The sequence below is a fragment of the Haematobacter massiliensis genome (assembly GCF_000740795.1).
Taxonomy (GTDB): Bacteria; Pseudomonadota; Alphaproteobacteria; order Rhodobacterales; family Rhodobacteraceae; genus Haematobacter; species Haematobacter massiliensis.
In genome coordinates this window covers 42,949-59,693 of the sequence record NZ_JGYG01000018.1, presented here as the reverse complement: position 1 = coordinate 59,693, position 16,745 = coordinate 42,949, and the positions used below count along the sequence as shown (strand labels likewise).

At 62.1% G+C, this 16,745-nt stretch carries 29 protein-coding genes; all 29 read left to right on the top strand.

Annotation, left to right across the window (positions count from 1 at the left end; all coding sequences use genetic code 11):
* Nucleotides 1-74: 74 nt before the first annotated feature.
* On the top strand, nt 75-383 hold the full coding sequence (gene rpsJ, locus CN97_RS17730) for a 30S ribosomal protein S10 (protein ID WP_035714301.1): 309 nt from the start codon (nt 75-77) through the stop codon (nt 381-383).
* A gap of 13 nt (nt 384-396) precedes the next feature.
* The gene (gene rplC, locus CN97_RS17725; protein ID WP_035714299.1) at nt 397-1,227 is read left to right on the top strand and encodes a 50S ribosomal protein L3; all 831 of its coding nucleotides are present in this window, start codon (nt 397-399) and stop codon (nt 1,225-1,227) included.
* The gene (rplD, locus tag CN97_RS17720; RefSeq protein WP_035714297.1) at nt 1,224-1,844 is read left to right on the top strand and encodes a 50S ribosomal protein L4; all 621 of its coding nucleotides are present in this window, start codon (nt 1,224-1,226) and stop codon (nt 1,842-1,844) included. The genes rplC and rplD overlap by 4 nt, the downstream gene beginning before the upstream one ends.
* The gene (locus CN97_RS17715) at nt 1,841-2,137 is read left to right on the top strand and encodes a 50S ribosomal protein L23 (RefSeq protein WP_035714295.1); all 297 of its coding nucleotides are present in this window, start codon (nt 1,841-1,843) and stop codon (nt 2,135-2,137) included. The genes rplD and CN97_RS17715 overlap by 4 nt, the downstream gene beginning before the upstream one ends.
* 181 nt (nt 2,138-2,318) lie before the next feature.
* Complete coding sequence (gene rplB, locus CN97_RS17710; protein WP_035714292.1) at nt 2,319-3,155, top strand: 50S ribosomal protein L2; 837 nt, start codon at nt 2,319-2,321, stop codon at nt 3,153-3,155.
* Between the two features lie 3 nt (nt 3,156-3,158).
* Nucleotides 3,159-3,437 carry a 30S ribosomal protein S19 gene (gene rpsS, locus CN97_RS17705; protein ID WP_035714290.1) on the top strand — a complete coding sequence of 93 codons (279 nt, stop codon included), beginning with the start codon at nt 3,159-3,161 and terminating at the stop codon, nt 3,435-3,437.
* Nucleotides 3,438-3,440: 3 nt separating this feature from the next.
* Nucleotides 3,441-3,821, top strand: a complete 381-nt coding sequence (rplV, locus tag CN97_RS17700) for a 50S ribosomal protein L22 (protein WP_035714288.1) — start codon at nt 3,441-3,443, stop codon at nt 3,819-3,821.
* Nucleotides 3,821-4,537: a 30S ribosomal protein S3 gene (rpsC, locus tag CN97_RS17695; RefSeq protein ID WP_035714286.1), complete on the top strand. Its 717-nt coding sequence runs from the start codon at nt 3,821-3,823 to the stop codon at nt 4,535-4,537. The genes rplV and rpsC overlap by 1 nt, the downstream gene beginning before the upstream one ends.
* A 13-nt stretch (nt 4,538-4,550) precedes the next feature.
* Nucleotides 4,551-4,964 carry a 50S ribosomal protein L16 gene (gene rplP, locus CN97_RS17690; RefSeq protein WP_035714284.1) on the top strand — a complete coding sequence of 138 codons (414 nt, stop codon included), beginning with the start codon at nt 4,551-4,553 and terminating at the stop codon, nt 4,962-4,964.
* A gap of 65 nt (nt 4,965-5,029) precedes the next feature.
* Entirely contained in the window at nt 5,030-5,779 is a 750-nt protein-coding gene (locus CN97_RS17685; protein ID WP_035714282.1) for an alpha/beta fold hydrolase, read from the top strand.
* 149 nt (nt 5,780-5,928) lie between these two features.
* Nucleotides 5,929-6,132, top strand: a complete 204-nt coding sequence (gene rpmC, locus CN97_RS17680; protein WP_035714280.1) for a 50S ribosomal protein L29 — start codon at nt 5,929-5,931, stop codon at nt 6,130-6,132.
* 10 nt (nt 6,133-6,142) lie between these two features.
* Nucleotides 6,143-6,382: a 30S ribosomal protein S17 gene (gene rpsQ / locus CN97_RS17675; protein ID WP_035714277.1), complete on the top strand. Its 240-nt coding sequence runs from the start codon at nt 6,143-6,145 to the stop codon at nt 6,380-6,382.
* Between the two features lie 64 nt (nt 6,383-6,446).
* Entirely contained in the window at nt 6,447-6,815 is a 369-nt protein-coding gene (gene rplN, locus CN97_RS17670) for a 50S ribosomal protein L14 (protein WP_035714274.1), read from the top strand.
* Complete coding sequence (gene rplX / locus CN97_RS17665) at nt 6,815-7,120, top strand: 50S ribosomal protein L24 (RefSeq protein ID WP_035714272.1); 306 nt, start codon at nt 6,815-6,817, stop codon at nt 7,118-7,120. The genes rplN and rplX overlap by 1 nt, the downstream gene beginning before the upstream one ends.
* On the top strand, nt 7,120-7,680 hold the full coding sequence (gene rplE / locus CN97_RS17660) for a 50S ribosomal protein L5 (RefSeq protein ID WP_035714269.1): 561 nt from the start codon (nt 7,120-7,122) through the stop codon (nt 7,678-7,680). The genes rplX and rplE overlap by 1 nt, the downstream gene beginning before the upstream one ends.
* A gap of 22 nt (nt 7,681-7,702) precedes the next feature.
* On the top strand, nt 7,703-8,008 hold the full coding sequence (rpsN, locus tag CN97_RS17655; protein ID WP_035714268.1) for a 30S ribosomal protein S14: 306 nt from the start codon (nt 7,703-7,705) through the stop codon (nt 8,006-8,008).
* A 10-nt stretch (nt 8,009-8,018) separates the two neighbouring features.
* Nucleotides 8,019-8,417, top strand: a complete 399-nt coding sequence (gene rpsH, locus CN97_RS17650; protein ID WP_035714266.1) for a 30S ribosomal protein S8 — start codon at nt 8,019-8,021, stop codon at nt 8,415-8,417.
* Nucleotides 8,418-8,427: 10 nt separating this feature from the next.
* A complete protein-coding gene (gene rplF, locus CN97_RS17645; protein ID WP_035714264.1) occupies nt 8,428-8,961 on the top strand; it encodes a 50S ribosomal protein L6 in 534 nt (177 codons plus the stop codon).
* Nucleotides 8,962-8,972: 11 nt separating this feature from the next.
* Nucleotides 8,973-9,332, top strand: a complete 360-nt coding sequence (gene rplR / locus CN97_RS17640; RefSeq protein ID WP_035714261.1) for a 50S ribosomal protein L18 — start codon at nt 8,973-8,975, stop codon at nt 9,330-9,332.
* A 188-nt stretch (nt 9,333-9,520) separates the two neighbouring features.
* Nucleotides 9,521-10,075, top strand: coding sequence for a 30S ribosomal protein S5 (gene rpsE, locus CN97_RS17635; RefSeq protein ID WP_035714260.1), 555 nt, complete (start codon nt 9,521-9,523; stop codon nt 10,073-10,075).
* Nucleotides 10,076-10,086: 11 nt separating this feature from the next.
* On the top strand, nt 10,087-10,275 hold the full coding sequence (rpmD, locus tag CN97_RS17630; protein WP_035714257.1) for a 50S ribosomal protein L30: 189 nt from the start codon (nt 10,087-10,089) through the stop codon (nt 10,273-10,275).
* 226 nt (nt 10,276-10,501) lie between these two features.
* Complete coding sequence (rplO, locus tag CN97_RS17625; protein WP_035714254.1) at nt 10,502-10,972, top strand: 50S ribosomal protein L15; 471 nt, start codon at nt 10,502-10,504, stop codon at nt 10,970-10,972.
* Between the two features lie 121 nt (nt 10,973-11,093).
* On the top strand, nt 11,094-12,461 hold the full coding sequence (secY, locus tag CN97_RS17620; RefSeq protein ID WP_035714251.1) for a preprotein translocase subunit SecY: 1,368 nt from the start codon (nt 11,094-11,096) through the stop codon (nt 12,459-12,461).
* Nucleotides 12,458-13,105 (top strand): adenylate kinase, encoded by a 648-nt coding sequence (locus tag CN97_RS17615; RefSeq protein WP_035714250.1) that lies wholly within the window; start codon nt 12,458-12,460, stop codon nt 13,103-13,105. Before secY ends, CN97_RS17615 begins: the two co-directional genes overlap by 4 nt.
* 198 nt (nt 13,106-13,303) lie before the next feature.
* Nucleotides 13,304-13,672: a 30S ribosomal protein S13 gene (gene rpsM, locus CN97_RS17610; RefSeq protein WP_035714248.1), complete on the top strand. Its 369-nt coding sequence runs from the start codon at nt 13,304-13,306 to the stop codon at nt 13,670-13,672.
* 12 nt (nt 13,673-13,684) lie between these two features.
* Nucleotides 13,685-14,074 carry a 30S ribosomal protein S11 gene (gene rpsK, locus CN97_RS17605; RefSeq protein ID WP_035714246.1) on the top strand — a complete coding sequence of 130 codons (390 nt, stop codon included), beginning with the start codon at nt 13,685-13,687 and terminating at the stop codon, nt 14,072-14,074.
* Between the two features lie 121 nt (nt 14,075-14,195).
* Complete coding sequence (locus CN97_RS17600; RefSeq protein ID WP_035714244.1) at nt 14,196-15,212, top strand: DNA-directed RNA polymerase subunit alpha; 1,017 nt, start codon at nt 14,196-14,198, stop codon at nt 15,210-15,212.
* A 128-nt stretch (nt 15,213-15,340) separates the two neighbouring features.
* Nucleotides 15,341-15,760: a 50S ribosomal protein L17 gene (rplQ, locus tag CN97_RS17595; protein ID WP_035714241.1), complete on the top strand. Its 420-nt coding sequence runs from the start codon at nt 15,341-15,343 to the stop codon at nt 15,758-15,760.
* Nucleotides 15,761-16,092: 332 nt separating this feature from the next.
* Nucleotides 16,093-16,701: a helix-turn-helix transcriptional regulator gene (locus CN97_RS17590; RefSeq protein ID WP_035714238.1), complete on the top strand. Its 609-nt coding sequence runs from the start codon at nt 16,093-16,095 to the stop codon at nt 16,699-16,701.
* Nucleotides 16,702-16,745 lie beyond the last annotated feature (44 nt).

The window sequence follows — 16,745 nt, the reverse complement described above, 5'->3', positions numbered from 1 at the left end:
GTCTCCAAAATCATCGAGTAATCGAAAGGCTGAGGGCGGGGCACCGCCCCGTCCGCAACCCTGAGGGAATGAGAATGCAAGGTACGAACATCCGTATCCGGCTGAAGGCCTTCGATTACCGCGTCCTGGATGCCTCGACGCAGGAAATCGTGAACACGGCCAAACGGACCGGCGCAACGGTACGGGGCCCGATCCCGCTGCCGAACAAGATCGAGAAGTTCACGGTTCTCCGTGGACCCCATATCGACAAGAAATCTCGCGATCAGTGGGAGATCCGCACGCACAAGCGGCTCCTCGACATCGTGGACCCGACCCCGCAGACGGTGGACGCGCTGATGAAGCTCGACCTCGCCGCCGGCGTGGACGTCGAGATCAAGGTTTGAGGGAGCACGAAAGATGCGCTCTGGAGTGATCGCAAAGAAGCTGGGCATGACCCGGCTGTTCCTGGAGGACGGGAAGCAGGTTCCGGTGACGGTTCTGCAACTCGACGGTCTTCAGGTCGTGGCGCAGCGCACCGCTGACAAGGACGGCTATACCGCCGTTCAGCTCGGCGCAGGCGCGGCCAAGGCAAAACGCACGACCGCCGCGATGCGGGGCCATTTCGCGAAAGCGAGCGTGGCGCCGAAGCGCAAGGTGGCTGAGTTCCGCGTAAGCCCCGACAACCTGATCGAGGTTGGCGAAGAGATCACGGCTGACCACTACTTCGCGGGTCAGTTCGTGGACATCGCCGGTACCTCTATCGGTAAGGGTTTTGCCGGTGCGATGAAGCGGCACAACTTCGGTGGTCTGCGCGCCTCGCACGGTGTGTCCATCAGCCACCGTTCGCACGGTTCGACCGGCCAGTGCCAGGACCCCGGCAAGGTGTTCAAAGGCAAGAAAATGGCTGGCCATCTTGGGGCCGTGCGGGTGACGACGCAGAACCTGCAGGTCATCAAGACCGACAGCGAGCGTGGTCTCATCATGGTCAAGGGCGCCGTGCCGGGTTCGGCTGGCGGCTGGGTCACGGTCAAGGACGCAGTGAAGAAACCGGTTCCGGAGAATGTCATTCTCCCGGCCGCGCTGAAGTCCCATGCCGAGGCCGCGCGTCGCGCTGCCGAGGAAGCTGCCGCTGCGGCGGCCGCCGAAGAGGAAGCCGCCCGTCTGGCCGCGGCCGAGGCTGAACAGGCTGCGATCGACGCGGCCGAGATCGAAGCCAAGGCCTCTGACTCGAAGGGGAACGAGGAATGAAACTCGACGTGATCAAGCTGGACGCTGGGTCCGCCGGGTCGATCGATCTCTCCGACGAGATCTTCGGCCTCGAGCCCCGCGCCGACATCCTTCACCGGGTGGTGAACTGGCAGCGGGCGAAAGCCCAGGCCGGCACCCACTCCGTGCTGGGTAAATCCGACGTGTCGTATTCGACGAAGAAGATCTATCGCCAGAAGGGCACCGGTGGCGCACGCCACGGCTCCCGCAAGGCGCCGATCTTCCGTCACGGTGGTGTCTACAAGGGCCCGACGCCCCGCAGCCACGCCTTCGACCTGCCGAAGAAATTCCGCGCGCTTGGCCTCAAGCACGCGCTTTCGGCGAAAGCGAAGGACGGCAAGCTGGTAGTGATCGAGTCTGCGGAACTGGTGGAAGCCAAGACCGCGCAACTCGCAAAGGCCGCGAAGGATCTCGGCTGGAAGCGCGTGCTCATCATCGACGGCGCAGAGGTCAACGAGAACTTCGCCAAGGCGGCGCGGAACATCGAAGGCATCGATATTCTGCCGACCATCGGGGCGAACGTCTATGACATCCTGAAGCGTGACACGCTCGTGATCACGAAAGCGGGTGTCGAAGCTCTGGAGGCTCGCCTGAAATGAGCGTGAAACCCGAACACTACGACGTGATTCGCAAGCCGATCATCACCGAGAAGGCGACCCTCGCCTCCGAGGCGAATGCGGTGGTCTTCGAGGTGCGGCGCGACGCGTCCAAGCCCGAGATCAAGGAAGCCGTCGAGACGGTCTTCGGCGTCAAGGTGAAGGCGGTGAACACCACCATCACCAAGGGCAAGGTCAAGAAGTTCCGCGGCCGCACCGGCGTCCGCTCGGACATCAAGAAGGCCTATGTGACGTTGGAAGAAGGCAATACGATCGACGTTTCCACTGGCCTCTGAGCCGGGCGTCTGATACGTAGCCGCACGAATCTCGTGGCCCCGGATTCTTCCGGGGCCACGCGCTTTCAGCAGAGACGTTGCTTTCTTTGCCGGAAGTGCACTCAGCGGGGATCTTCGGAGCCCTATAACCTCCGGGCCACGGCATTCGGCCGCGCCCGCAAGCAGACGGAAGACAGAAAGCATGGCACTCAAGTCGTACAAACCGACGACGCCTGGCCAGCGTGGGCTGGTTCTGATCGACCGTTCGGAGCTCTGGAAAGGACGCCCCGTCAAATCCCTCACCGAGGGTCTGACGAAGAACGGCGGCCGGAACAACACCGGACGGATCACGATGCGCCGCAAGGGCGGGGGCGCGAAGCGTCTCTATCGCATCGTGGACTTCAAGCGGACGAAGTTCGATGTGGCGGCTGTCGTCGAGCGGATCGAATATGACCCGAACCGCACCGCGTTCATCGCGCTCGTGAAATATGAAGATGGCGAACAGGCCTATATCCTTGCCCCTCAGCGTCTTGCCGTGGGCGACAAGGTCGTGGCCGGCGCCAAGACCGACGTGAAGCCGGGCAATGCGATGCCGTTCTCCGGCATGCCGCTCGGAACGATCGTGCACAACGTCGAGCTGAAGCCCGGCAAGGGCGGTCAGATCGCACGTGCCGCAGGCACCTATGCCCAGTTCGTCGGTCGTGACGGCGGCTATGCCCAGATCCGCCTGTCCTCGGGCGAGCTGCGCATGGTCCGTCAGGAATGCATGGCCACCGTTGGTGCCGTGTCGAACCCTGACAACTCGAACCAAAACCTCGGTAAAGCTGGTCGGAACCGCCACCTCGGCATCCGCCCGTCGGTCCGCGGTGTCGCGATGAACCCGATCGACCACCCGCATGGTGGTGGTGAGGGCCGGACCTCCGGTGGCCGGACCCCGGTTACCCCGTGGGGCAAAGACACCAAGGGCAAGAAGACCCGCAGCAACAAGGCGACGGACAAGTATATCGTCCGCTCGCGTCACGCGAAGAAGGGGCGGTAATCCATGGCGCGTTCTGTTTGGAAAGGCCCCTTTGTCGATGCCTATGTGCTTCGCAAGGCGGAGAAGTCCCGCGAGTCGGGGCGGTCGGAAGTCATCAAGATCTGGTCGCGTCGTTCGACCATTCTTCCCCAGTTCGTGGGGCTGACCTTCGGCGTCTACAATGGCCAGAAGCATATCCCGGTGAACGTCACCGAAGAGATGATCGGCCAGAAATTCGGTGAATACTCGCCGACGCGGACCTACTACGGTCACGCGGCCGACAAGAAAGCCAAAAGGAAGTAAGCCATGGGTCAGGAAAAGAATCCGCGCCGCGTGGCGGAAAATGAGGCGATGGCGAAGCTGCGCATGCTTCGTACCTCGCCGCAGAAACTGAATCTCGTCGCGGCGCTCATTCGCGGCAAGAAGGTGGACAAGGCTCTTGCCGATCTCACCTTCTCGCACAAGCGCATCGCCATCGACGTGCGGAAGTGCCTTCAGTCGGCCATCGCCAATGCCGAGAACAACCACGGGCTTGACGTGGACGAGCTGGTCGTCGCGGAAGCCTTCGTCGGCAAGAACATGGTCATGAAACGCGGTCGCCCGCGCGCCCGCGGCCGGTTCGGCAAGATCGTGAAACCGTTTTCCGAGCTGACCATCAAGGTGCGGCAAGTCGAGGAGCAAGCGTAATGGGTCAGAAGGTCAACCCGATTGGGATGCGCCTCCAGGTCAACCGCACCTGGGACAGCCGCTGGTTCGCCGACACCAAGGATTACGGCAACCTGCTTCTTGAAGACATCAAGATGCGGGAGTTCATCCACAAGGAATGCAAGGCTGCCGGCATCTCCAAGGTGGTGATCGAGCGTCCGCACAAGAAGTGCCGCGTCACGATCTACACCGCGCGTCCGGGCGTCATCATCGGCAAGAAAGGCGCGGATATCGAGGTTCTTCGCAAGAAGCTCTCGAAGTTCACCGCGTCCGAACTGCACCTCAACATCGTTGAAGTGCGCAAGCCGGAGCTTGACGCGCAGCTGGTGGCCGAGTCGATCGCCCAGCAGATGGAGCGTCGCGTCTCCTTCCGTCGCGCCATGAAGCGCGCCGTGCAGAACGCGATGCGCATGGGTGCCCTCGGCATCCGCGTGAACGTCGGAGGCCGTCTTGGCGGTGCGGAAATCGCGCGGACCGAATGGTACCGCGAGGGCCGCGTGCCGCTGCACACGCTGCGCGCCGATATCGACTATGCGACGTCCGAAGCCACGACGCCTTACGGCATCATCGGGGTGAAGGTGTGGATCTTCAAAGGCGAGATCATGGAGCACGACCCGCAGGCGCACGACCGCCGCGCGATCGAGTCCCAGGATGGTCCCGCCCCGCGTGGTCCGCGCCGTGAGCGTGGCGACCGCTGAGGAGTAGAACAAGATGCTGCAACCTAAACGGACGAAGTTCCGCAAACAGCACAAGGGCCGGATCCACGGAGATGCGAAGGGCGGCTTCCTGCTGAACTTCGGCTCCTTTGGCCTGAAAGCGACCGAGCCGGAGCGCGTCACCGCGCGCCAGATCGAAGCGGCCCGCCGCGCGATCACCCGGCACATGAAGCGTCAGGGCCGGGTGTGGATCCGGATTTTCCCGGACGTTCCGGTCACCTCGAAGCCGACCGAAGTGCGGATGGGTAAAGGTAAGGGCTCCGTCGATTTCTGGGCCGCCCGCGTCAAACCCGGCCGGATCATGTTCGAGATCGACGGCGTGAACGAGACGATCGCTCGCGAGGCGCTCCGCCTCGGCGCGATGAAGCTCCCGGTCACGACCCGCGTCATCGTCCGCGAAGACTGGTAAGACTTCGCCACTGCATTAAGTGAAAGGCCTCCCCGAGCGGGAGGCCTTTTGCATGTGGAGGGGTCATGGAGCGTAAGGTATCATCCGGCGAAGCGCTGCTGCGGGTCGTGGAGCGCGGTGTCCCGGGGGGCCTGCCGATGCTGTTCCTTCACGGCGGCCTCGGCGCGGCACGGGAGATGGAGCCGTTGGCGGCCGAGTTCCCCGAGGCGCGCTGTGTGCTGATCGAGACGCGCGGCCATGGCGCCTCCTCGCTGGGGCAGGGGAAGCTCACCTACCCGCAACTGGCTGACGATGTCGCGGCCGTGATCGCTGAGCTGGGGCTGGAACGACCATTGGTCATCGGGCATAGCGATGGCGGTGTGATTGCGTTGGAGCTTGCGGTTCGTGGTGAACCGCTTTCGGGGATTGTCAGTATCGGCGGTAGCGTTGCGCCGCCTCCGCCCGAGGCGGCCGAGAAATTTTTTCTGCCGCTCACCGCTGCATTCTGGCGCGGTCGCTTTCCGAACGATGTCGCCAGGTATGAGGCGGAAAATCCCGCGCCCGATTTCGAGCGGCTGTTCGATCTGGTAAAGGCGATGTGGTTGAACGGCGATGCGGGGAACTATCCGGCGGGTATCGAGCGGATCGCCATGCCTGTATTGATCCTGAACGGCGATGCAGATGAACTCGTCTCGCGGCGGGAGACGGTGGCTCTGGCCGAAGCTATACCGCATGCCGCCTTGGCGTTGATCCCCTATGCCGGCCATATGGTCCATATCGAGCAGCCGTCGCTTGTCGCGCGCGCCATCCGGTCTATGCTCGAACGGGTGGCATAACTTTTCCTTGCCCCCGCGGTCTTCTTCCTGTAGGAAGCCGCATCCGCGAGTCCGGGGTTCCCCGGAATCGTCGGTACCTCATTGATCCACCGGGTTGCAGGTCACCCTTGCAGAAGGGGCCGTCCGGTGATTGTGAAAGGAAAAAGGCGATGAGCGCCCAGGAACTCAACAGCAAGACCCCGGATCAGCTCCGGGACGAGCTGGTTGCACTGAAGAAGGAGGCGTTCAACCTCCGCTTCCAGAAGGCGACCGGCCAGCTCGAGAACACCGCCCGCATCCGGCAGGTCCGCCGTGACGCCGCGCGCGTGAAGACCATTCTGAACCAGAAAGCCGCTGCGGCGGCGGCGAACTGAGGATCACGAGATGCCCAAACGTATCCTTCAAGGCACCGTCACCTCTGACAAGAACGATCAGACGATCACCGTTCTGGTCGAGCGTCGCTTCACGCATCCCGTGATGAAGAAGACGGTTCGGAAGTCGAAGAAATACCGCGCCCATGACGCGGAGAACCAGTTCAAGGTCGGCGACAGCGTTCGTATCGAGGAATGCGCGCCGATTTCGAAGACGAAACGCTGGACGGTCGTGAGCGACGCTCAGGCCTGAGCCAGATACATCGAAACCCTGGGGCGGCGGCTGATAACCGTCCCCAAAGGTCGGGAGTAACCCAATGATCCAGATGCAGACCAATCTGGATGTCGCTGACAACTCCGGCGCTCGCCGGGTGCAGTGCATCAAGGTTCTGGGCGGCTCGCATCGTCGGTATGCCTCCGTGGGCGACATCATCGTGGTGTCGGTCAAGGAAGCCATTCCGCGCGGTCGCGTGAAGAAAGGTGACGTTCGCAAGGCCGTCGTCGTTCGTACCGCCAAGGAAGTTCGCCGTGAAGACGGCACCTCCATCCGTTTTGACCGCAATGCGGCCGTCATCCTGAACAACCAGGGTGAACCGGTCGGCACGCGTATCTTCGGGCCGGTGGTGCGTGAGCTTCGTGCGAAGAACTTCATGAAAATCATCAGCCTCGCGCCGGAGGTGCTGTGATGGCCGCCAAGCTGAAAAAAGGCGACAAGGTCGTCGTGCTCACCGGCAAGGACAAGGGCAAGCAGGGTGAGATCACCCAGGTTCTCCCGAAGGAGAACAAGGCTGTTGTCGATGGCGTGAACATCGTCATCCGTCACACCCGTCAGTCTCAGGCGAGCCAGGGCGGCCGGATCCCGAAAGCGGCTCCGATCCAGCTTTCGAACCTCGCGCTGCTTGACACCAACGGCAAGGCTACCCGCGTCGGCTTCCGCTTCGAAGACGGCAAGAAGGTGCGTTTCGCCAAGACCACCGGGGAGGCGATCTGATGCTCGACTCTGCGAACTACACCCCGCGTCTCAAGACGCTCTTCAAGGACACGATCCGCGCCGCTCTGAAGGAGGAATTCTCCTACAAGAACGACATGCAGATCCCCCGGCTCGACAAGATCGTGCTGAACATGGGCGTCGGCGAAGCGGTCAAGGACACCAAGAAGGTGAAGCAGGCTGCCGAGGAGCTGTCGCTCATCGCCGGTCAGAAGGCCGTGGTGACTCACGCCAAGAAGTCGATCGCCGGCTTCCGCGTCCGTGAGGAAATGCCGCTGGGCTGCAAGGTCACCCTTCGCGGTGACCGGATGTACGAGTTCCTTGATCGGCTGATCACCATCGCGCTGCCCCGCGTCCGCGACTTCCGCGGCGTCAAGGGCACGTCCTTCGATGGTCGTGGCAACTATGCCATGGGCCTGAAGGAGCACATCGTGTTCCCCGAGATCAACTTCGACAAGGTCGACGAAGTTCTCGGCATGGACATCATCATCTGCACCACCGCGGCGACTGACGCGGAAGCGAAGGCGCTGCTGAAGCAATTCAGCATGCCCTTCAACAGCTGATCGCGCGAGGAGACTGAAACACATGGCCAAGAAATCCATGGTCGAACGTCAGAAGAAGCGCGAGAAGCTGGTGGCTCAATACGCCTCCAAACGCGCGGCTCTGAAGACCGTCATCGCCAATGAGGAGCTGCCGATGGAGCAGCGCTTCAAGGCGTCGCTGAAACTTGCGGAACTTCCGCGCAACTCCTCGGCCACGCGGCTTCACAACCGCTGCCAGCTGACGGGTCGCCCGAAGGCCTACTACCGCAAGCTTAAAATGTCCCGGATCATGCTCCGTGAACTGGCCTCCTTCGGCCAGATCCCGGGCATGGTGAAATCGAGCTGGTAAGGAGGTCGCGATGTCTGTGAACGATCCTATCGGCGATATGCTGACCCGTATCCGCAACGCGCAGATGCGTGGCAAATCCACCGTCAGCACGCCCGCCTCCAAGCTCCGCGCCTGGGTGCTCGACGTGCTCCGCGACGAGGGCTACATCCGCGGTTACGAGCGCGCGACGACCGAAAAAGGTCTCGATGAGCTCGTCATCAGCCTGAAGTACTTCGAGGGCACCCCCGTCATCCGCGAACTGAAGCGGGTTTCGAAACCGGGTCGTCGGGTCTACATGGCCGTGAACGATCTGCCGTCTCCGCGTAACGGCCTCGGCGTGTCGATCGTGTCGACCCCCAAGGGCGTGATGTCGGATACGGCTGCGCGCACCGCCAATGTCGGCGGCGAAGTGCTCTGCACTGTGTTCTGAGGAGTAGGCAATGTCTCGTATTGGGAAAAAACCGGTCGAGCTGCCGAAGGGGGTCACCGCCTCCGTTTCCGGTCAGACGATCGAAGTGAAGGGCCCGAAGGGCACGCGCAGCTTCACCGCGACCGACGATGTGTCGATCACGGTCGAAGACAATCTGGTGAAAGTCCAGCCGCGCGGCCTGTCCAAGCGGGCACGTGCGCAGTGGGGCATGTCCCGCACGATGGTGTCGAACCTCGTGCAGGGCGTGACCACGGGCTTCAAGAAAGAGCTGGAAATCAGCGGCGTGGGTTACCGCGCTGCAATGACCGGCAACGTCCTGAAGCTCTCGCTGGGCTACAGCCACGAAGTGAACTTCGAAGTGCCGCAAGGCGTGACGATCACCGCTCCGAAACAGACGGAGATCGTTGTCGAAGGCATGGATCAGCAACTCGTCGGTCAGGTCGCGGCCAATATCCGCGAATGGCGCTCTCCGGAGCCCTACAAGGGCAAGGGGATCAAGTACAAGGACGAGTACATCTTCCGTAAGGAAGGCAAGAAGAAGTAAGGACGCAACAGATGGCGAACACAAAGCGAGAGCTGTTCCTGAAGCGCCGCCTGCGCGTCCGGAACAAACTGCGGGCTCAGGCCAACGGGCGTCTGCGCCTGTCGGTTCACCGCTCGTCGAAGAATATCAGCGTTCAGCTGATCGACGACGTGAAGGGCGTGACCGTGGCGGCTGCCTCGACCCTCGAGAAAGATCTCGGGCTCGTTGGCAAGAACAACGTGGAAGCGGCCGGCAAGATCGGTGCGGCGATTGCCGAGCGGGCCAAGAAGGCCGGCGTGGAAGAAGTCTACTTCGACCGCGGTGGCTTCCTGTTCCACGGCAAGATCAAGGCACTTGCCGATGCTGCCCGCGAGGGTGGCCTGAAGTTCTGATCCCGTCTCCCGCCTTTGCGGGAAGGGGCTGGAAATGATACGCCGTGTCTTCGCGACACGGCGTATGTCTGACGAAAGTGAAGGCGCCGCACGCCGCGACGCCTCGATGATCCGGCGATGCGGCTTGACTGCAGCGACCTGGATTGAATCAGCCGGGCCATCATGCCCCCTGAAATTAGGAAAGCCGTATGGCAGAACGTGAGAACCGCCGGGATCGTCGCGAGCGCGAGGAAAATCCGGAATTCGCCGATCGTCTCGTGGCGATCAACCGTGTGTCCAAGACCGTCAAAGGGGGCAAGCGTTTCGGCTTCGCCGCTCTCGTGGTAGTTGGCGACCAGCGGGGCCGTGTCGGCTTCGGCAAGGGCAAGGCCAAGGAAGTTCCGGAAGCCATCCGCAAGGCCACCGAGCAGGCGAAACGCAGCCTGATCCGCGTGCCGCTGCGCGAGGGCCGCACCCTGCATCATGACATCGAGGGCCGTCATGGCGCCGGCAAGGTCGTGATGCGGACCGCTGCTCCGGGTACCGGGATCATCGCGGGCGGGCCGATGCGCGCCGTGTTCGAGATGCTGGGCCTCCAGGACGTCGTGGCGAAGTCGCTGGGGTCGCAAAACCCCTACAACATGATCCGGGCCACCATCGACGGCCTGCAGAAGGAAGCCAGCCCCCGTTCGGTCGCGCAGCGTCGCGGCAAGAAAGTGGGCGACATCCTGAAGCGCGCCGAAGCCGAAGCGGCAGAAGCGTAAGGAGCGGAACAATGGCGAAAACCATCATTGTCAAGCAGATCGGCTCGCCGATCCGTCGTCCGGCCAGCCAGCAGCGCACGCTGATCGGGCTTGGTCTGAACAAGATGCACCGCACCCGTGAGCTGGAGGATACGCCCTCTATCCGCGGTATGGTGAACTCGATCCCGCACCTCGTGCAGATCGTCGAAGAAAAAGGCTGATCCTTAGCCGTCAGCCATCAGGACGCCCCGGTCGCAGGATCGGGGCGTTCTGCTTTTAGGCCGGCTGCGTGGGCGAACAATCCCGCGGCGGATACGCGAAGTGCCTTGATCCGCCTCCCCGCAACCGGTATATGCCGCCGGTGGTCCGCGACGGGCCTTTTTGAATCACCCATATGCCGTGTTCGCCCAACTCGCTTCGGGGGCGATTCCGGTAAGGAGAAGCGATATGAAACTGAACGAACTCCGCGACAACGAAGGCGCGGTCCGCAAGAAGAAACGCGTCGCCCGTGGTCCTGGCTCCGGCAAGGGTAAAACCGCCGGTCGCGGTATCAAGGGTCAGAAGTCCCGCTCGGGCGTTGCGCTGAACGGTTACGAGGGTGGCCAGATGCCGCTCTACCGCCGTCTGCCGAAGCGCGGCTTCACCAAGCCGAACGCGAAGTCTTACGCGGTCATCAACCTTGGCCTGATCCAGAAATTCGTTGACGCCGGCAAACTCGACGCTGCGCAGCCGATCACGGAAGACGTGCTCGTGACCTCCGGTCTCGTGCGCCGCAAGCTCGACGGTATCCGGGTGCTTGCGAAGGGCGACGTGACGGCGAAGCTCGCGCTGGAAGTGTCCGGCGCCTCCCAATCGGCCATCGAGGCGGTTGAGAAAGCCGGCGGCTCCCTGAAAGTTGCTGTCGCCGCCGCCGAATAAGGCGTTGTGTGCGGCGCTCGCGCCGCTTACACCTGCGACGAGATTTTCCGCGCCGCCGGACCGGTCAACGGGCCGGCGGCGCTGTCCATGAAAGAGACGTGGTCTCGGAAAGAGTCTGGGCATGGCATCTGCTGCTGAGCAAATGGCCGCGAACCTGAGCTGGGGAACCCTCGGCAAGGCGACCGACCTGCGCCACCGCATCTTCTTCACCATCGGGTTGCTGATCGTCTACCGGCTCGGCACCTACATCCCCGTTCCGGGCATTGACGCGGCGGCGCTGCGCAATTTCATGGAGCAGGCGCAGACCGGGCTGGGTGGCATCCTGACGATGTTCACCGGCGGCGCGCTCGGGCGGATGGGGGTCTTTGCGCTCGGCATCATGCCCTATATCTCCGCCTCCATCATCGTGCAGCTTCTCGTCGCGATGATCCCCTCGCTTCAGGGCCTGAAGAAAGAGGGAGAGGCCGGGCGGAAGAAGATCAACCAATACACCCGCTACGGTACGGTGGCGCTGGCGATCTTCCAGGCATGGGGTCTGGCGGTCAGCCTTGAGGCCGGCGGTCTCGTCGCCGATCCGGGGATGTTCTTCCGCGTGGCCTGCGTGATCACGCTGGTCGGCGGCACGATGTTCCTGATGTGGCTGGGTGAACAGATCACCGCGCGCGGCATCGGTAACGGCATCTCGCTCATCATCTTCGTCGGCATCATCGCGGAAGTTCCCGCAGCGCTTGCTCGGTTCCTGAGCCAGGGACGCTCCGGCGCGGTTTCGCCTGCCGTCATCATCGGCGTGCTCCTGATGGTCGTCCTGGTCGTCGCCTTCGTGGTGTTCATGGAGCGGGCTCTTCGCAAGATCCATATCCAGTATCCGCGCCGCCAGGTGGGGATGAAGGTCTATGACGGCGGTTCATCGCACCTGCCGATCAAGGTGAACCCGGCCGGTGTCATTCCCGCCATCTTCGCCTCCTCGCTGCTCCTGCTCCCGACCACGATCGCCACATTCTCCGGCGGACAGACCGGGCCGGTCATGTCGTGGCTGCTGGCCTACTTCGGGCCGGGGCAACCGCTCTACATGCTGTTCTTTGCAGCGATGATCGTGTTCTTCGCGTATTTCTATACGGCGAACGTCGCCTTCAAGACGGATGATGTCGCCGACAACCTGAAGAACCAGAATGGCTTCATTCCGGGCATTCGCCCCGGCAAGAAGACCGAGGAATACCTGACCTACGTTGTGAACCGCATCCTCGTGCTCGGCTCGGCCTATCTTGTCGCCGTGGTCCTGCTGCCCGAGATTCTGCGGTTCCAGATGGGTATCCCGTTCTACTTCGGCGGCACCTCCGTGCTGATTGTCGTCTCGGTGACGATGGACACGATCTCTCAGGTCCAGTCGCATCTGTTGGCGCATCAGTATGAAGGGCTGATCGAGAAGAGCCAGTTGCGCGGCAAAAGACGCAATGGCACGGCGCGTAAAGGGGGAACGATCCGGCGATGAACGTCATACTGCTAGGGCCGCCGGGGGCGGGGAAGGGCACTCAAGCCCGCCGTCTCGTGGAGGAGCGTGGCATGGTCCAGCTTTCGACCGGGGATATGCTGCGGGAAGCGCGGCATTCCGGTACGGAGATGGGTCGCAAGGTCGCCGAAGTGATGGACAGTGGCCAGCTTGTGACCGATGAGATCGTGATCGGGCTGATCGAGGAACGTGTTGCGGGCGCCGAGGGTACAGGGTTCATCTTCGATGGTTTTCCCCGGACGCTGCCGCAAGCCGATGCGCTTGGCGCGATGTTGCAGCGCGTGGGCCAGTCCCTCGATGCAGTGATCGAGATGCAGGTGGATGACGCGGCGCTGGTGTCGCGTATCACCGGCCGATTCACATGCGGGAACTGCGGCGAAGTCTATCACGACGTCACCAAGCCCACGAAAGTGGCTGGCGTCTGCGACGTCTGCGGCTCCACCGACATGCGTCGCCGGGCCGATGACAACGAGGCCAGCCTGACCAAGCGGTTGATGGAGTACTACAAGAAAACCTCTCCGCTGATCGGATATTACTACGCGAAGGAAATGCTTTCTCCGGTCGACGGGCTGGATGAGCCGGAAGCAGTTTCGGACGCGGTCCGCAAGGTGCTTGACAAAGGCTGATCCGTTTTTGGCGCCTCTTGACCTGAGGCGCCAAAGCCCATAGATCACAGCCTCTCGCAAGAGAATCGTCCTGACGGGCGGGCTTCGGTCTGCTCCGCCCTTCGGGTCAGAGCGTGTGGGGATCGGTTCAGACCGCAAAACCCGCGTTGTGAAAAAAGGTTCCGGCATTACGGAACCGCAACAGAAAAGGAAGCCCTAGTGGCACGTATTGCTGGTGTAAACATCCCCACGGGTAAGCGCGTTCCGATCGCGCTGACCTATATCCACGGCATCGGTTCGAAGATTGCCGATGAAGTCGTTCAGGCCGTCGGCATCGACCCGTCGCGCCGCGTGAATGATCTCTCCGACGCCGAAGTGCTTGCGATCCGCGAATACATCGACGCGAACCTGACCGTCGAAGGCGATCTTCGCCGCGAAGTTCAGATGAACATCAAGCGTCTGATGGACCTCGGTGCCTACCGCGGCCTGCGTCATCGCCGCAACCTCCCGGTCCGCGGTCAGCGGACTCACACCAACGCCCGCACCCGCAAGGGCCCGGCGAAGCCGATCGCCGGCAAGAAGAAATAAGGGGAGGGTATCATGGCTCGCGACAAGACCCGTATCAAGCGCAAGGAGCGCAAGAACATCGCCGCTGGCGTTGCTCACGTGAACTCCTCGTTCAACAACACCAAGATCCTGATCTCCGACGTGCAGGGCAATGCGATCGCCTGGTCGTCCGCCGGCACGATGGGCTTCAAGGGCTCGCGGAAATCCACGCCCTATGCGGCGCAGATGGCTGCCGAAGACGCTGGCCGCAAGGCGCAGGAACATGGCGTCCGCACCCTGGAAGTCGAAGTGCAAGGCCCCGGCTCCGGCCGTGAATCGGCGCTTCGCGCGCTGGCCGCCGTCGGGTTCAACATCACCTCGATCCGCGATGTGACGCCGCTTGCGCACAACGGCTGCCGTCCGCCGAAGCGCCGCCGGGTCTGAGGAACCGGAAATTTTGCTCGGGTCGCGCGGAAATTCGCGCGGCCCGAGTGTGTCATTCTGAACCTCGGGCGTTCTGCGGCAACCGGTTCATGCGCCGCGGAACAGGTATGGAGGCAATTGCATGATCCACAAGAACTGGCAGGAACTCATCAAGCCGACCCAGCTCGAGGTCAAACCCGGCCCCGACGCTTCGCGTCAGGCCACCGTGGTTGCCGAGCCGCTGGAACGCGGCTTCGGCCTCACCCTCGGCAATGCGCTGCGCCGCGTGCTGATGTCCTCGCTTCAGGGTGCTGCCATCACGGCGATCCAGATTGACAACGTGCTGCACGAGTTCTCTTCGATCTCGGGCGTGCGGGAGGATGTCACGGATATCGTCCTGAACCTCAAGGGTGTTGCGCTCAAGATGGAAGTGGAAGGGCCGAAGCGCCTGACCATTTCTGCCAAGGGTCCGGGTGTGGTCACCGGTGGCGATATTTCCGAGTCGAACGGCATCGAGGTGCTGAACAAGGAGCATGTCATCTGCCATCTGGATGACGGTGCGAACCTGTTCATGGAACTGACGGTGAATACCGGCAAGGGCTATGTCGCAGCCGACAAGAACCGGCCGGAAGATGCACCGATCGGTCTGATCCCGATCGATGCGATCTATTCGCCGGTCAAGAAGGTCGCCTATGAAGTCACGCCCACCCGTGAAGGGCAGGTGCTTGACTATGACAAGCTGACCATGAAGATCGAAACGGATGGCTCCGTCACGCCGGACGACGCGGTGGCTTTCGCCGCGCGCATCCTGCAGGATCAGCTCACCGTCTTCGTCAACTTCGAAGAGCCGGAATCGGCCACGCGTCAGGATGCGGAAGACGGGCTGGAATTCAACCCGCTGCTGCTGAAGAAGGTGGACGAGCTGGAGCTGTCGGTCCGTTCGGCCAACTGCCTGAAGAACGACAACATCGTCTACATCGGCGATCTGATCCAGAAGACCGAAGCGGAGATGCTGCGCACGCCGAACTTCGGCCGCAAGTCGCTCAACGAGATCAAGGAAGTGCTGTCCGGCATGGGCCTGCACCTCGGCATGGAAGTCGAGGACTGGCCGCCGGAGAACATCGAAGACCTCGCCAAGCGGTTCGAAGATCAGTTCTGATTGACCTTTGCGGGGCGTTTCGCTAGAGGCGCCCCGAATGCCCGGATGTCCGGGGAAATCATGGGCAATCCCGCCCCAAGGAGAGCGCGGTTCGCATCCGCGCCGGACAAAGCAAAAGGAGTAAGACCATGCGTCACGCCCGCGGATACCGCCGCCTGAACCGCACGCACGAGCACCGCAAGGCGCTCTTCGCCAACATGTCCGGATCGCTCATCGAACATGAGCAGATCAAGACGACGCTTCCGAAAGCCAAGGAACTGCGTCCGATCATCGAGAAGCTCATCACGCTCGCCAAGCGTGGGGACCTGCACGCCCGCCGCCAGGCCGCCGCGCAGCTCAAGCAGGACGCCTATGTCGCGAAACTGTTCGACGTGCTCGGCCCGCGCTACAAAGAGCGTCAGGGCGGCTACGTTCGCATCATGAAAGCGGGCTTCCGCTACGGTGACATGGCACCCATGGCGATCATCGAATTCGTCGATCGCGATCCGGCGGCCAAGGGCGCTGCCGACAAGGCGCGCGTCGAAGCAGAGTTCGCCGACGCCGAATAATATTCGTCACGTACCGAGAGTATAGATACCCCGCCCGAGAGCGGGGTATTTTCTTTTTTACTCAATATTAATTACTGATATGCATCGTTCGCAAATGAAGAGATATCAGAGACCTGTGTTGTGATCTGTTCTATCAGCTCGTCGAGATCCAAATCTTCCATCGGCGTTGCGCCGATAAATTCGAGAAGATCGAAACGGTCATTCGCGGGAAGGCGCATGAGTTTTGCAAAGAGGTTTGGGCTTATGGATCGCATTGAAACACCTTTCGACCGGTGGTCGATGGATCCACACTTTAAAGTTGACGCTGCAGGGGGCAACTTGTCTAAAAAGACATGTCCTTGACGGTAGGCCTCGAGCTCGAACTTCGCAATCTCGCCCGCATAGCGCCGGTGGGATATTACGTCGCGCTGCACATCCGCTTCGGCGCACCCATGCTGATGTTCCGCACCTTCCCGCAGGACTGGACCGATCGGTACACCGAGCAGGCCTATACGCTGCGGGATCCGCTTGTCGCCTGGGGATTTTCAACCGAAGGCACGACGCGGTGGAGCGAGATCACCATCGATCCGTTCGGCATCATGGCGGAAGCGGCGCGTTATGGCCTTGGTTTCGGAGCCTGCGTCGCCTGTGGCCCCATCAGCTCGCGGACGATCGCCGGTATCGCAAGGAACGACCGAGAGTTCACGGATGCCGAGATCGCGAAGGCGGCCACCCTGGTGCGCCATATCCACGCGATCACCGAGCCGCCGGAAAGCCTCACCCCCGCTCAGATAGAAGCTCTGCGTCTCATCGCCGCCGGAGACCGCCATGCAGCGGCAGCGGCGAAGTTGAACATCTCCGAAAGCGCCTTGAAAGCGCGGCTGAATTCCGCCCGCCAGCGCCTGTTGGCGCGCACGACGGCCGAGGCGATCCAGCGCGCGAAGGATTACAGGCTGCTTTAGGAGGGTGTCGGAGCGTCGCCGCGGGTTCGGATTTCTTTAACCCA